Source organism: Streptomyces sp. NPDC030799 (genome assembly GCF_055572255.1).
Map to the genome: position 1 here is coordinate 41269 of NZ_JBVIDS010000002.1, position 13157 is coordinate 54425.

The following is a 13157-nucleotide window of genomic DNA, read 5'->3' on the forward strand; positions in this document are numbered from 1 at the left end:
TTCTCGTCATCTCCCCCCCCCCTCCTCCTCCCCCCCCCCCCCCCCCCCCCCCCCCCCCCCCCCCCCCCCCCCCCCCCCCCCCCCCCACCCCCCAGGAGGGCTCAGGCCAGCTTGATCTCGTCGCCGGAGACCGTGATCTTGGCGGCGGGCAGCGGCTTGGTCGCGGGACCCTGCTTCACACTGCCGTCCTCGGCGGAGAAATGACTGTTGTGGCACGGGCACACGATCACGCCGTTCGCCACGCTGCCCACGGCACACCCCTGGTGGGTGCACTTGGACGAGAACGCCTTGTACTGGCCCGCCGCCGGCTGGGTGACCACGACTCCCTGGTCCTTGAAGACCTTGCCGCCGCCCTCCGGGATGTCCGAGGTCTTGGCGAGCGCGGTGCCGCCGGCGGAGCCGCCGCTGGTCTGCGAGGCTCCGGTGGAGCCGGTCGTACCTGCCGTGCCGGAGGAACCGGAGCCGGTGCCGGTCGTGTCCGACGAGTTGTCGCCCGAACCGCAGGCGGTCAGCGCGGCGGCGAGCCCCGCCGCACCGGCCGCCGCCACGACGGTACGACGGGCGGGTCCGGTGGCCGGCTGGGGCGATGCGCTGGTCATGTGGCGTTCCCTTCCGCGGAGCTTCTCGTGATCCGTCCAGGGGTACGGCGCTCGGGCGCCACCCGTTCAGACGGGCACCCAGATCCTTGCCGTCCGGCATGAGACGGCCATGAGCCACAGCTGTGGATCTGCTGTCGGTCCCATCCCGGCAACCTGCGGCGATCCCAGTAACCTGGGGCGATGCTCAAGGAAGTCACCGCGACCCGCTACATCACGCCGTTGCGTGAGGGGGGCTCGCTGCCGGGGCTCGTCGAGGCCGACGACTTCGGGACCTACGTCCTGAAGTTCACCGGTGCCGGACAGGGCCGCAAGACACTGGTCGCCGAGGTGGTGTGCGGCGAACTCGCCCGCCGCCTCGGATTCCGGATGCCGCGTCTGGTCACCGTCCGGCTGGACCCGGTGCTCGGACTCGGCGAGCCCGAGCAGCAGGTGCAGGAGCTGCTCAGGTCCAGCGGCGGCACCAACCTCGGCATGGACTTCCTCTCCGGTGCCCTCGGCTACGATCCGCTCGCCTTCCCGGTGAGCTCCGAGGAAGCGGGCCGGATCGTCTGGTTCGACGCGCTGATCAACAACGTGGACCGCTCCTGGCGCAACCCCAACCTTCTCGTGCACAGCGGCGAGCTGTGGCTCATCGACCACGGCGCGACGATGATCTGGCACCACAACTGGCCCTCCGCCGAGGCCTCCGCGGCGCGCCCCTACGACGCCGGTGACCACGCCCTCGCCCGCTTCGCCCCGGACGTCACCGCCGCCGCCGCGGAGCTGGCACCCCGGGTCACCGAGGACCTCCTGGCCGAGGTCACCGCCGAGATCCCGGACACCTGGCTCACCGACGAGCCGGGCTTCGACACCCCGGACGAGCTGCGGCGGGCCTACGCCGGGCCGCTGCTCGCGCGGGCGCAGGCCGTCCACGAACGCATCAGCGGCATCGAGGGGACCAAGTGAGCGACACCCACATCCACATGGCCGGCCATGTCACCGAACGGCACATCACCCGGGCGGGCCAGGGCGGCGACCGGGACGTGTTCGAGTACGCCCTGCTGCGGGTCGTACCGCGCGTGGAGCGCGGCGAGTGCATCAACGCGGGCGTGATCGTCTACAGCCGCGCGCAGGCCTACGTCGGTGCTCGTACCCATCTGGACGAGGCCCGGCTGCTCGCGCTCGACCCGCGGGCCGACGTGGCAGGCATCCGGGCGGCGCTCGATGCGGTCGAGCGCCACTGCGCGGGCGGTGAGGAGGCGGGGCAGGCCGCCCGGGACGACGCCGGGCGGCGCTTTCGCTGGCTGATCGCGCCCCGTTCCACCGTCGTACAGCCCGGTCCCGTGCACACCGGGCTCACCGCCGACCCGGCCGCCGAGACCGAGCGCCTGCTGGACCTCCTGGTGAGGTAATGGATCACAACGGCCGAGTGGGCCGTTGACACCGGGTGCCAGGGCTTCTAGCGTCACCTGTGCTGAAGGTACTAAGCGGTCGCTCACCGCACCACGAGGTCCCCCGAAGGGCCTGACAGGTTCTCTCAAGGGCGAGGAGAAGCAGCAATGTCCACCACTGAACAGCGGGTCGCGGTAGTCACCGGCGCGGCGCGCGGCATCGGCGCCGCCACCGCGGTACGGCTGGCCGCCGAGGGCCGCGCCGTCGCCGTGATCGACCTCGACGAGGCCGCCTGCAAGGACACCGTCGAGAAGATCACCGCCGCCGGCGGCAGGGCGATCGCGGTCGGCGCGGACGTCTCCGACGAGGCGCAGGTCGAGGCGGCCGTAGCCCGGATCGTCGAGGAACTCGGCGCGCCGACGATCCTGGTCAACAACGCGGGCGTCCTGCGTGACAACCTGCTGTTCAAGATGAGTGTCTCCGACTGGGACACCGTCATGAACGTCCACCTGCGCGGCTCCTTCCTGATGACCAAGGCTCTCCAGAAGCACATGGTCGAGGCGGGCTTCGGCCGGATCGTCAACCTCTCCTCCTCCTCGGCGCTCGGCAACCGCGGCCAGGTCAACTACTCCGCCGCCAAGGCCGGCCTGCAGGGCTTCACCAAGACCCTCGCCATCGAGCTGGGCAAGTTCGGCATCACCGCCAACGCCGTCGCCCCGGGCTTCATCGCCACCGAGATGACCAAGGCCACCGCCGACCGCGTCAAGATGGACTTCGAGGACTTCAAGAAGGCCGCCGCCACCCAGATCCCGGTGCAGCGCGTCGGCGAGCCCGAGGACATCGCCAACGCCATCGCCTTCTTCACCGGCGAGGCGGCCGGTTTTGTCTCCGGTCAGGTGCTGTACGTCGCCGGCGGACCGCTCAACTAAGGGAAACGGGTACATGACTTCCGCTGAACTGCCCGAGCTGTCGGGCAAGGTCGCCCTCGTCACCGGCGCCAGCCGCGGCATCGGCTACGGTGTCGCCGAGGCCCTCGTCGCCCGCGGCGACCGCGTGTGCATCACCGGCCGGGGCGAGGACGCCCTGAAGGAGGCCGTCGAGAGGCTCGGCTCGGACCGGGTCATCGCCGTCCCCGGCAAGGCCCACGACCTCGCCCACCAGGCCGAGGCCGTCGAGCGCACCATGGAGGCCTTCGGCCGCCTGGACTTCCTGGTCAACAACGCGGGCACCAACCCGGTCTTCGGCCCGATCGCCGACCTCGACCTGGACGTGGCCCGCAAGGTCTTCGAGACCAATGTGATCTCCGCGCTCGGCTTCGCCCAGAAGACCTGGCACGCCTGGCAGAAGGACAACGGCGGCGCGATCGTCAACATCGCCTCGATCGCGGGCCTCGCGCCCTCGCCGTTCATCGGCGCCTACGGCGTCAGCAAGGCCGCGATGATCAACCTGACCCAGCAGCTGGCGCATGAGTTCGCGCCGAAGGTGCGGGTCAACGCGATCGCCCCGGCCGTGGTCAAGACCAAGTTCGCGCAGGCCCTGTACGAGAACCGAGAGGAGGAGGCGGCCGCCGGCTACCCGCTCGGCCGGCTCGGCGTGCCCTCCGACATCGGCGGCGCCGCAGCCTTCCTCACCTCCGAGCAGTCCGACTGGATCACCGGTCAGACGCTCGTTGTGGACGGCGGCATGTTCCTGAACGCCGGGGTGTGAGCCACCTCCCGGGCGTCGATTTTCGGACAGATCGGCGCCCGGGACACCCCGGCGAGTCCGCAAAGCGGACTGACAACGTCGTCATGCAGAAGTCGATCAAGATGTCCTGTTTCCGGGGAGGTTCACGGGGCCGAACGCTGCGGTATGGTCTGCCGACCCTTGGTATGGCAGATCGAGGAGCGTGCGCGTGTTCAACCGGAACCGATTCCTGCGGAAAGTCGCGGCGATCGCGTCCATATCCCTGGTGGCCGGCTGCGGTCTGCTGTCCGACGGTGACAGTGACGGCAAGGGGCCGATCGTCGTGGGCACCACCAGCGCCCCCAGCACGCTGGACCCGGCCGGTGCCTGGGACGGCTCCTGGGAGCTGTACCGGAACATCTTCCAGACACTGCTCGCCTATCCCAACGGTGCCACCACCCCCCAGCCCGACGCCGCCCAGCGCTGCTCCTTCACCGACGCCACCAGCCGCACCTACCGCTGCACGCTGCGCGAGGGCATGAAGTTCGCCGACGGCGACCCGCTGAACGCCCAGGCCGTCAAGTACTCCATCGACCGCATCCGCACGATCAACGCCCCCGGCGGCCCGGCCGGACTCCTCGGCAGCCTGGACCGGGTACAGGCGCTCGGCGACCGCGACATCGTCTTCCACCTCAACCAGCCCGACGCCACCTTCCCCTTCGTGCTGGCCACCCCCGCCATGTCGATCGTCGACCCGGACGACTACCCCGCGCGCTCCCTGCGCAAGGACGACAAGGTGTACGGCTCCGGACCGTACGAGCTCCAGTCGTACGAGGACGACCACCAGGCCGTCCTGGTGCGCAACGGGAACTACCAGGGCTTCGCCAAGCTGCAGAACGACGCGGTGACCATCCGCTACTTCCAGGACTCGGCCGGCATGGTCAAGGCGCTGCGTGACAAGCAGATCGATTTGACCTACCGAGGTCTCGCCGCCAACGACATCCTCGCCCTCCAGCAGCACGACGACAGCGCGCTCCAGCTGGTCGACGGCGCCGGCACGGACATCAGCTACCTGGTGTTCAACCCCAAGGACCCCTGGGCCAAGGAGCCCGCCGTACGCAAGGCCGTCGCCCAGATCATCGACCGGGGCGCCATCGCGCACAAGGTCTACAAGGACACGGTCGACCCGCTGTACTCGATGGTCCCCAAGGGCCTCACCGGACACGCCACCGGCTTCTTCGACGACTACGGCGACCCGAGCGTCCCCAAAGCTCGCAAGATCCTCTCCGACGCGGGCATCCACCAGCGCGTCCCGCTCACCCTCTGGTACACCACCGACCGCTACGGCTCAGAGACGGCACTGATGTTCCAGGAGCTGAAGCGGCAGCTGGAGGCCTCCGGCCTGTTCACCATCACGCTCAAGAGCCGCCCCTGGAAGACCTACGTGGTCGGCTACCAGAGCGGCGACTACCCGGTGTTCGGCCGCGGCTGGTTCCCGGACTTCCCCGACGCGGACAACTTCATCGCCCCGTTCGTCGGCGAGCACAACGCGCTCGGTACGCCCTACCCGTCCAAGGAGATCACCGCCCGGCTGCTGCCCCACTCGCGCGCGGAGAGCGACCGGGCCCAGACGGTCAAGGACATGGAACAGGCGCAGCAGATCATGGTGGACGACGCCCGGCTGATCCCGCTGTGGCAGGGCAGGCAGTTCATCGCGGCAAGCGACGACATCGCCGGCGGCGAGCAGGCCCTCGACCCGTCGACGATCATGATGATGTGGACGCTGCACCGCAAGACCAGCTGGTGAGTACGGGGAACGGCCCTCACGGCACCGATTGTCAGTGGTCGCCTGTAGGTTCTGAGAACGGAAGTGACCGCAGGCCGTAATCGATCGACATCGTGAGGACGTTGACGTGACCGACATCGCCATGCTGCCCGAGTCCTGGCGCGGGGTTCTGGGCGACGAGCTGCAGCAGCCCTACTTCAAGGAGCTGACCGAGTTCGTCGAGGAGGAGCGGGCGAAGGGCCCCGTCTATCCGCCGCGCGAGGAGGTCTTCGCCGCGCTGGATGCGACGCCGTACGAGCAGGTGAAGGTCCTCGTCCTCGGCCAGGACCCGTACCACGGCGAGGGCCAGGGCCACGGCCTGTGCTTCTCGGTCCGTCCCGGGGTGAAGACCCCGCCCTCGCTCCGCAACATCTACAAGGAGATGAAGGAGGAGCTGGGCCTGCCGGTCCCGGACAACGGCTATCTGATGCCGTGGGCCCGACAGGGCGTGCTGCTGCTCAACGCGGTCCTCACGGTCCGGGGCGGCGAGGCGAACTCGCACAAGGGCAAGGGCTGGGAGAAGTTCACCGACGCGGTGATCCGCGCCGTCGCCTCCCGGCCCGACCCGGCCGTCTTCGTCCTGTGGGGCAACTACGCGCAGAAGAAGCTGCCGCTGATCGACGAGACCCGGCATGTGGCGGTCAAGGGAGCGCACCCCTCACCGCTGTCCGCGAAGAAGTTCTTCGGATCCCGCCCGTTCACCCAGATCAATGAGGCGATCGCCCTGCAGGGGCACGAGCCGATCGACTGGCGCATCCCGAACCTGGCCTGACAGCCGCGAGGGGACGGGGGCGGTTGCCGGCGTCCTGTGCGCACCCGCGGCCGGCCACCGACCCACAGCGCAACGGCGCTGCCTGACCTGCAAAACTCGCAGCGCCGGTTAGCGTCGGGAGCGGACAACCGACGACGGCCCGGAGGACGCGGTGACGGAGCGGCAGGAGCAAGCGGCACTGGACCCCATGCTGACGCGGATCGGGCAGGTCGTGATGCTCCACCACGGCGGCGACCGCGAGGAGGCCCGCAGCCGCTTCCTGGACCTCTGGGCGGAGATCGGCGAGGCCGGCGACCCGCTGCACCGCTGCACCCTCGCCCACTATCTCGCGGACACCCAGGACGACCCGGAGGACGAACTCGCCTGGGACCTCAGGGCGTTGTCGGCGGCGGAGGAGCGGGGCGCTCCGCTGAGCGTGCGGGGCTTTCTCCCCTCCCTGCATCTCAATCTTGCCGCCGACTATGTGGAGCTGGGCCGTGATGACGCCGCCCGCAGCCATTTGCGCCGGGCGCGCGAGGCCGCCGGCGCGCTGGGCGAGGACGGATACGGCGATGGTGTGCGGGCGGCCATCGGGCGGCTGGAGCTGCGGCTGGGCGGGGGCGTCTGAGCCGCCCGTCGCCCCCCCCGCGCCCCCTCGTGGCGCCTCAGTGGCCGTATGTCCGGTCGCAGATCACCGACTCAGGGCTGTCGGTGCGCCAGCCGCCGTACTTCCTGCCGAGGGCGCACACATCCGGAGTCGCGGGAACCGGGTGGGCCGGACCTGGCGTGCCGGGGTGCGCGCGCCGGTGGTGCTCCGGGCGGGTGCGTTGGCGTGGCGGAGCAGGAGGGGCGGCCCGGGGCCGAGGAGGCGGCAGCGGGGGTGCCGCGACCGGCCGGTGCGGGGACGGCGGCACCGGATGCGTCGGATGGCGGGACGGGCCGGTCATCTCCAGGGCCTCCTGGGCCGGTGCCTGCACCACGCGGGGCTCCGCGCTGCCGTCCGGCCGGGGCGCCGTCGGCAGTGAGGGCGCCGTGTTGCGGGGCGGCGCGGGGGGCGCCGGGCGCTGTACCGTCACACAGCCGGAGAGGGCCGAGACGGCCACGGTGGCCAGGAGCACTGCGGTGGTCGTCGTTCGATGCACCCGCGCAACTCTGCTGGGTCGGCCCCCGGCTTGGCAGCAGGGAGCCGATGCCGATGCCCCCGCACGGGTGATCTCGTGCCCCGTGCGGGGGATTCCGGCGTACCGAAGGTGACGTTCAGTCGCCGGTGACGCCGTCGATCCGCTCACGGAGCAGATCGGCGTGGCCGTTGTGCCGGGCGTACTCCTCGATCATGTGCGTGTAGATCCAGCGCAGGCTGAACGGCTCATCGCTGAACCTGCTCCGTCCCCTGGACAGGTCGTCGAGCTCGAAACCGGCCGCGTTCCGCCGGGCGATGTCGATCTCCGCCTGCCAGGTCGTGTACGCCTCCTGCCAGGTGTCGGCCTCGGTGAGATGGAACTCGCCGTCCCGGTCCTCGTCGTTGTAGTAGATCGGCCCCAGGTCGTCGCCCACCAGCACCTTGCGGAACCAGCCCCGTTCCACCTCCGCCATGTGCCGCACCAGCCCCATGAGGGACAGTGCGGAGGGCGGCACGGACGCCGTCCGCAACTGTTCGTCGCTCAGTCCCTCGCACTTCCAGGCCAGTGTCCGGCGGTGGTAGTCCAGCCAGCCCTCCAGCATCTCGCGTTCACCGGCGTTCAGGGCGGGCTCTCGGCGTTCGGTCGTCATGCCCGCATCTTCACCGAAGATCATGCGGCCCCACCAGGCGTTTACCGGCCCAGCAGCCCCGTGAGCAGTTCCCGCAGGCCTCTGCGGATCTCCTCCAGGCCCGGCACCTGCGCGCTGAACGACCCCGCCACGCACGAGAACATCAGCCCGTCCGCCCACGCGACCAGGGACAGCACATGGCGGGCCGGGTCCGGCGAGCCCGCAGCGGTGAGCATCGCGGCCAGCTGTTCCTTGAAGACAGCACCGGTCCGGTCGTAGAAGGCACGCAGTTCGGGGCGGCGGGTGGCCTCCAGGGCGAGTTCGTAGCGGGCGATCAGCAGCTCGCGCCCCTGGGTCAGGGAGCGGTGCACGGCGAGGGCCAGCCCGTCGGCCAGCGCGTCGGCTCCGCCGCTGGGATCCGGCGTCTCCGCCGCGTCCAGCACCCGGGCCTCACGCTCGGCGTGCCGTCGTACCGCCAGTTCCAGCAGCGCCTGGCGGGTGCGCGCCAGGTTCGAGGTGGAGCCCAGCGGCAGGCCGGCCGCCTCGTCGACGGCGCGGTGCGTCAGCCCGCGCATCCCGCGTTCGGCGAGCAGGGTGAGCGCAGCGTCGGCGACGAGGTCGGCACGGGAGGCGCTGGGGGTGCTTACTGACATGAGGTGAGCCTATCGGCCTCACTACGCCTGTAGTAGAGTCGTCCTCACTACAGATGTAGTCCCTCGGGATCGGGAGGAACCATGGCTCAGTCGGGACGCGCGATCGTCATCGGCGGCGGTATCGGGGGGCTGGCCGCGGCGGCGACCCTGCATCGCAGGGGCTGGGACGTGACTGTGCTGGAGCGCGCCCGCACCCTGGAACCGGTCGGCGCGGCCCTCTCCCTCGCCCCGAACGCCCTGCGTGCCCTGGACGTGCTCGGCATCGGAGGAGAGATCCGTGACCTCGCCGCCTGGCAGGGTGACGGCGGCCTGCGCACCCCGGGCGGGCGCTGGCTGTCCCGGTCCAACGCCGAAGCCGCTGCCGCGCGCTTCGGCGGCCCGCTGGTGCTCCTGCCCCGCGCCACCCTGGTCGACCGCCTCGCCGCCCTGCTCCCGCCCGATGCCGTCCGGACCGGGGCGGCCGCCACTCTCGCCGACCCCGGCGACAGCCGGCGGCCCGCGCGGGTCATCACGGGCGGCGACGAATTCGAGGCCGAGCTCGTCGTCGGCGCGGACGGCATCGACTCCCGGGTGCGCAGCGCCCTGTTCCCGGCACACCCCGGCCCGGTGTACGCCGGGTTCACCACCTGGCGGGTGCTGATCCCGGTGCCCGGGGTCGCGTTCGCCTCGCACGAGACCTGGGGCCGCGGCCGCATCTGGGGCACCCACCCGGTCAAGGACGGCCGGGTCTACGCCTACGCGGCGGCCATGACCCCGGCCGGCGGGCGGGCCCCGGACGGCGAGAAGGCCGAGCTGCTGCGCCTCTTCGGCGACTGGCACGAGCCCATTCCCGCCGTCCTCGCCGCCGCACGCCCCGAGGACGTGCTCCGGCACGACGTCCACCACCTCGCCACGCCCCTGCCCGCCTACCACTCCGGCAGGGTCGCCCTGCTCGGTGACGCCGCCCACGCCATGCCGCCGACCCTCGGTCAGGGCGGCAACCAGGCCATCGAGGACGCCGTGGTGCTCGGCCACCACTCGGGCGACCTCGCCACCTACACCGCCTCCCGCCTCCCGCGCACCACCGCCATCGCCCGCCAGGCCGTCAAGGTCGCCCGCGTGAACATGGCCGGCCACCCCGTCGCCGTCGCCGTGCGCGACACCGTGATCGCGGCCCTGTCGAAGGCCGGTCCCGCGCTCTTCCTGCGCGGCTTCGACGGCATCGCCGACTGGCGGCCCCCGTATGCTGCCGGGGAGGCAGACAAGCGGTAGGGGAGAGCACGTGAAGGTCGGCTGCATCGGACTGGGGGACATCGCACAGAAGGCGTATCTGCCGGTGCTGGGCACCCAGCCGGGGATCGAACTGCACCTGCAGACGCGGACGCCCGCCACCCTGGACCGGGTCGCGGACACCCTGCACCTGCCGGCCGACCGGCGGCACACCACGCTCGACTCCCTGCTCGCCGCCGGCCTCGACGCGGCCTTCGTACACGCGCCGACCGCGGTCCACCCCGAGATCGTCACCCGGCTGCTCCAGGCGGGCGTACCGACATACGTGGACAAGCCACTCGCCTACGAACTCGCCGAATCCGAGCGGCTGGTGGCGCTCGCCGAGCAGCGCGGGGTGTCCCTCTTCGTCGGCTTCAACCGCCGGTACGCGCCCGGGTACACCCAGTGCCTGGAGCACCCGCGCGAGCTGATCCTCCTGCAGAAGAACCGCATCGGGCTGCCCGAGGAACCGCGCTCGATGATCCTGGACGACTTCATCCACGTCGTCGACACCCTGCGCTTCCTGGTGCCCGGCCCGGTGGACGACGTCACCGTGCACGCCCGCGTCCAGAACGGGCTGCTGCACCATGTGGTGCTCCAGCTCGGCGGCGCCGGCTTCACCGCGCTCGGCGTGATGAACCGGCTCAGCGGCTCCACGGAGGAGATCCTGGAGGTCTCCGGGCAGGACACCAAACGGCAGGTGCTCAACCTCGCCGAGGTGATCGACCACAAGGGCCAGCCGACCGTACGCCGCCGCGGTGACTGGGTGCCGGTGGCCCGGCAGCGCGGCATCGAACAGGCGGTCCTCGTCTTCCTCGACGCCGTGCGCGCCGGCAAGCTGCTCAGCGCCCGGGACGCGCTGGCGACCCATGAGCTGTGCGAGCGGGTGGTACGAGCGGTTCAGGACCGCTTCGCCGCAGCCTGACCGTCCGCCCCCCCTCCGCGGCGCACAGCACGGCCAGCACCAGCAGCGCGCCGTACCCGGGCCAGTCACCGTAGCGGACGTACGGCGTGACACCGTGCGCGAGCGGTACGTCGTACACGTGCACGGCGCTCGCGTCCGTGCCGAGCCACGGCCCGAGCCGCTGCCCGCCCGGCCCGTACACCGCCGAGACGCCGGTGAGGGTCGCGTGCACCATCGGTCGGCCGGTCTCGGCGGCCCGCAGCGCGGCCAGCGAGGCATGCTGCTCCGGTGCCCAGCTGCCCTGGAAGGTGGAGGTGGCGGACTGGCCGAGCAGGACGTCGGCGCCGTCCTGCGCGAGATGCCGGCTCATGTCGGGGAACGCGGTCTCGAAGCAGACCAGTGGGCCGATCCGCAGCCCGTGCCCGACGTTCATCACGACCTGCTCGGTGCCGCGCCTGCGGTCCTCGCCGGCCGCCTTGCCGACCGAGGTGGCCCAGCCGAGCAGCGAGCGGGCGGGTATGTACTCGCCGAAGGGGACGAGCCGCATCTTGTCGTACCGCTCGCCGGTCGGGCCGTCCGGGCCGACCAGCACCGAACTCTTGTAGATGCCGGGCCGGTCGGAGCGGCGTGCGTCCACGTTCACCAGCACATCGGCGCCGGTCCGACGGGACAGCGCGGCGATCCGCCGGGCCAGGTCGGGACGGTCGTCCAGGTCGAATCCCACGCTGGACTCGCCCCACACCACCAGGTCGACGCCCTGCCCGGTGAGCTGCCTGGTCAGCTGTTCCTCCCGGTCGAAACGCCGGTCGCCGCTGTCCTGCCCGTCCACGACTCCCGGCTGCACGACGGCGATCCGGACCTGACCGTCGGTCTGCGGGCGCGGCGCCCACGCCCACGCCACCGAGGCCGCGGCGGCGGTGGCGACCAGCGAGGCCACGGCCGGCACCCGGGACTCCCGCACCGACATCAGCACGGCCGCCGCCACGTTCACGGCCACGATCAGGAAGCTGAGCAGCCACACACCGCCCAGGGAGGCCAGCCGCAGCGCGGGCGACACCTGCCACTGGCTGGCGCCGAGCATGCCCCACGGCCCGCCGAGCCCCTGCCAGGACCGCAGCAGCTCCACCATCAGCCAGGCGGACGGCAGCACCAGCAGCGCGGCGGCGCCCCGGCCCGGCGCGGGCCGCCCGCCGAGGAAACGGCGCACCAGCAGGCCCCAGGGCGCCCACAGCGCGCCCAGCAGGGCGGCGATCAGGAAGATGAACACGTGCAGGCTCGGCAGCAGCCAGTGGTGCACGGCCAGCAGGTAGCCGAAGCCGCCGCTCCAGCCGTCGTACGCCGCCCGCCGGCCGGTCGGGGCCGAGCGGGCCAGCAGGATCCAGGGGACCAGGGCGACGTACGCGAACCACCACAGTGACGGCGCGGGGAACGCGAGCACGGGCAGGGCACCTGCGAGGGCGGCGGCGCAGGAACGACGCCAGGGGGAGGTCAGCCAGTGGTTGATCGTCCTCATGTGACCCTCCCTACCCAGCGCTTACTCCAGTGTGCGCGATCCTTTCCGGGGCGGTGAAGCGGTGTGCTGCTCAGCTCGGTTCGGGCGGTCGTCGGGCGTGTGCGGGCCGTGGTCGGCCAGGGGGTGTCGACGCCGGGATGATCCAAACGACACCCCCTAGGGGGTCGCCGTGCCCTCGGCCTGGAGGCGCCGCCACCTTTCCTGGACGATCACCTCGCGCAGCCGCCAGCCCTCTGCTGTGCGGAGCAGTGCGAAGGCGTAGCGGCCGCCGCACACCAGGTCGGGGCTGCCGTCGGCCCTGAACCGCATCGGGTTCACGTAGTCGGCCCGTACTGCGGCCGTGTCGCCCGTGTCGTGGTCCAGGACGCCGAACCGCACCTGGCGGTTGACGATCAGATGCTGGCGCATGGCGAACAGTGCCATGCTCTCGGCGAGCCATCCGGCGACCTGACCCGCACCGCCCTCGATGCCGCCGGCCGAACGGTAGTCGGCCCGCCCGTCCGCCGTGAACAGCCCTCGGTACGCCATCCAGTCGCCGTCGTCCACCGCCACCGCGTACGCGGTGATCAGCTCGTCCACGGCCAGCCGGTCCATCACGGTCGCGAGCTCCGCGCGCTGCGTCATCGGCACAGTGTTGGGCATGGCGGGCGCGCAGCCAAGAGGCGCGCCGGACAAGCTGTGGTGCGGGGACATTCGGTGGTGCCTGGTGGGCCCGACCCCCGAACCTGTTGCCATGAACGTCCATCCGCGATCACGAAGAGTGGTTGCAGATCGTCGACGACCAATACTTGTCCTGCTGGGCCATGAGTGACACGAACAGGGTCGAGAGATATTGGGTGGTGAATCGGAGAAAAGTTGTTTGCGAGGGCCGTGGCAATC

At 71.3% G+C, this 13157-nt stretch carries 15 protein-coding genes; 9 read left to right on the plus strand and 6 right to left on the minus strand.

The window, feature by feature from the left end; genetic code table 11:
• Positions 1 to 101 precede the first annotated feature (101 nt).
• On the minus strand, positions 102 to 599 hold the full coding sequence (locus ACZ41I_RS04060) for a Rieske (2Fe-2S) protein (protein WP_468513098.1): 498 nt from the start codon (positions 597 to 599) through the stop codon (positions 102 to 104).
• Between the two features lie 180 nt (positions 600 to 779).
• On the opposite strand from ACZ41I_RS04060, the gene ACZ41I_RS04065 reads away from it, so the two are divergent.
• From ACZ41I_RS04065 to ACZ41I_RS04095, 7 genes are all read left to right on the plus strand, one after another.
• Complete coding sequence (locus ACZ41I_RS04065) at positions 780 to 1544, plus strand: HipA family kinase (protein ID WP_363217215.1); 765 nt, start codon at positions 780 to 782, stop codon at positions 1542 to 1544.
• Between the two features lie 17 nt (positions 1545 to 1561).
• Complete coding sequence (locus ACZ41I_RS04070) at positions 1562 to 1990, plus strand: DUF3037 domain-containing protein (protein WP_399763570.1); 429 nt, start codon at positions 1562 to 1564, stop codon at positions 1988 to 1990.
• Between the two features lie 147 nt (positions 1991 to 2137).
• Complete coding sequence (gene fabG / locus ACZ41I_RS04075) at positions 2138 to 2899, plus strand: 3-oxoacyl-ACP reductase FabG (protein ID WP_363217216.1); 762 nt, start codon at positions 2138 to 2140, stop codon at positions 2897 to 2899.
• A 13-nt stretch (positions 2900 to 2912) separates the two neighbouring features.
• A complete protein-coding gene (locus ACZ41I_RS04080; RefSeq protein WP_363217217.1) occupies positions 2913 to 3677 on the plus strand; it encodes an SDR family oxidoreductase in 765 nt (254 codons plus the stop codon).
• 187 nt (positions 3678 to 3864) lie between these two features.
• A complete protein-coding gene (locus ACZ41I_RS04085) occupies positions 3865 to 5442 on the plus strand; it encodes an ABC transporter substrate-binding protein (RefSeq protein WP_468513099.1) in 1578 nt (525 codons plus the stop codon).
• A 106-nt stretch (positions 5443 to 5548) separates the two neighbouring features.
• A complete protein-coding gene (locus ACZ41I_RS04090; protein ID WP_468513100.1) occupies positions 5549 to 6232 on the plus strand; it encodes a uracil-DNA glycosylase in 684 nt (227 codons plus the stop codon).
• 151 nt (positions 6233 to 6383) lie between these two features.
• Positions 6384 to 6839 carry a hypothetical protein gene (locus ACZ41I_RS04095; protein ID WP_363217221.1) on the plus strand — a complete coding sequence of 152 codons (456 nt, stop codon included), beginning with the start codon at positions 6384 to 6386 and terminating at the stop codon, positions 6837 to 6839.
• Between the two features lie 37 nt (positions 6840 to 6876).
• Here the strand turns inward: ACZ41I_RS04095 and ACZ41I_RS04100 are convergent, their stop codons facing one another.
• The 3 genes from ACZ41I_RS04100 to ACZ41I_RS04110 all read right to left on the minus strand — a co-directional run bounded on the left by ACZ41I_RS04100 (position 6877) and on the right by ACZ41I_RS04110 (position 8613).
• Positions 6877 to 7353, minus strand: coding sequence for a hypothetical protein (locus tag ACZ41I_RS04100; RefSeq protein ID WP_468513101.1), 477 nt, complete (start codon positions 7351 to 7353; stop codon positions 6877 to 6879).
• Positions 7354 to 7468: 115 nt separating this feature from the next.
• Positions 7469 to 7981: a DinB family protein gene (locus ACZ41I_RS04105; RefSeq protein WP_468317322.1), complete on the minus strand. Its 513-nt coding sequence runs from the start codon at positions 7979 to 7981 to the stop codon at positions 7469 to 7471.
• Positions 7982 to 8022: 41 nt separating this feature from the next.
• The gene (locus ACZ41I_RS04110; protein ID WP_468513102.1) at positions 8023 to 8613 is read right to left on the minus strand and encodes a TetR/AcrR family transcriptional regulator; all 591 of its coding nucleotides are present in this window, start codon (positions 8611 to 8613) and stop codon (positions 8023 to 8025) included.
• A gap of 81 nt (positions 8614 to 8694) precedes the next feature.
• Here ACZ41I_RS04110 and ACZ41I_RS04115 point away from each other — a divergent pair, with 81 nt between their 5' ends.
• Together ACZ41I_RS04115 and ACZ41I_RS04120 are read left to right on the plus strand one after the other, a co-directional pair.
• A complete protein-coding gene (locus ACZ41I_RS04115; RefSeq protein WP_468513103.1) occupies positions 8695 to 9864 on the plus strand; it encodes an FAD-dependent monooxygenase in 1170 nt (389 codons plus the stop codon).
• Positions 9865 to 9874: 10 nt separating this feature from the next.
• Positions 9875 to 10786, plus strand: coding sequence for a Gfo/Idh/MocA family protein (locus ACZ41I_RS04120; RefSeq protein WP_363217227.1), 912 nt, complete (start codon positions 9875 to 9877; stop codon positions 10784 to 10786).
• Here ACZ41I_RS04120 and lnt read toward each other — a convergent pair.
• Entirely contained in the window at positions 10704 to 12278 is a 1575-nt protein-coding gene (gene lnt / locus ACZ41I_RS04125; RefSeq protein WP_468513104.1) for an apolipoprotein N-acyltransferase, read from the minus strand. The two genes, ACZ41I_RS04120 and lnt, sit on opposite strands and share 83 nt — an antisense overlap.
• Positions 12279 to 12434: 156 nt before the next feature.
• Positions 12435 to 12902, minus strand: a complete 468-nt coding sequence (locus tag ACZ41I_RS04130; protein WP_468317328.1) for a nuclear transport factor 2 family protein — start codon at positions 12900 to 12902, stop codon at positions 12435 to 12437.
• Positions 12903 to 13157 lie beyond the last annotated feature (255 nt).

What these genes read in the sequence shown, in the direction of transcription:
- ACZ41I_RS04060 (WP_468513098.1), bottom strand. Translation starts at nt 599, where the DNA reads ATGACCAGCGCATCGCCCCAGCCGGCCACCGGACCCGCCCGTCGTACC.
- ACZ41I_RS04065 (WP_363217215.1), top strand. Translation starts at nt 780, where the DNA reads ATGCTCAAGGAAGTCACCGCGACCCGCTACATCACGCCGTTGCGTGAG.
- ACZ41I_RS04070 (WP_399763570.1), top strand. Translation starts at nt 1,562, where the DNA reads ATGGCCGGCCATGTCACCGAACGGCACATCACCCGGGCGGGCCAGGGC.
- fabG (WP_363217216.1), top strand. Translation starts at nt 2,138, where the DNA reads ATGTCCACCACTGAACAGCGGGTCGCGGTAGTCACCGGCGCGGCGCGC.
- ACZ41I_RS04080 (WP_363217217.1), top strand. Translation starts at nt 2,913, where the DNA reads ATGACTTCCGCTGAACTGCCCGAGCTGTCGGGCAAGGTCGCCCTCGTC.
- ACZ41I_RS04105 (WP_468317322.1), bottom strand. Translation starts at nt 7,981, where the DNA reads ATGACGACCGAACGCCGAGAGCCCGCCCTGAACGCCGGTGAACGCGAG.
- ACZ41I_RS04110 (WP_468513102.1), bottom strand. Translation starts at nt 8,613, where the DNA reads ATGTCAGTAAGCACCCCCAGCGCCTCCCGTGCCGACCTCGTCGCCGAC.
- ACZ41I_RS04115 (WP_468513103.1), top strand. Translation starts at nt 8,695, where the DNA reads ATGGCTCAGTCGGGACGCGCGATCGTCATCGGCGGCGGTATCGGGGGG.
- lnt (WP_468513104.1), bottom strand. Translation starts at nt 12,278, where the DNA reads ATGAGGACGATCAACCACTGGCTGACCTCCCCCTGGCGTCGTTCCTGC.
- ACZ41I_RS04130 (WP_468317328.1), bottom strand. Translation starts at nt 12,902, where the DNA reads ATGACGCAGCGCGCGGAGCTCGCGACCGTGATGGACCGGCTGGCCGTG.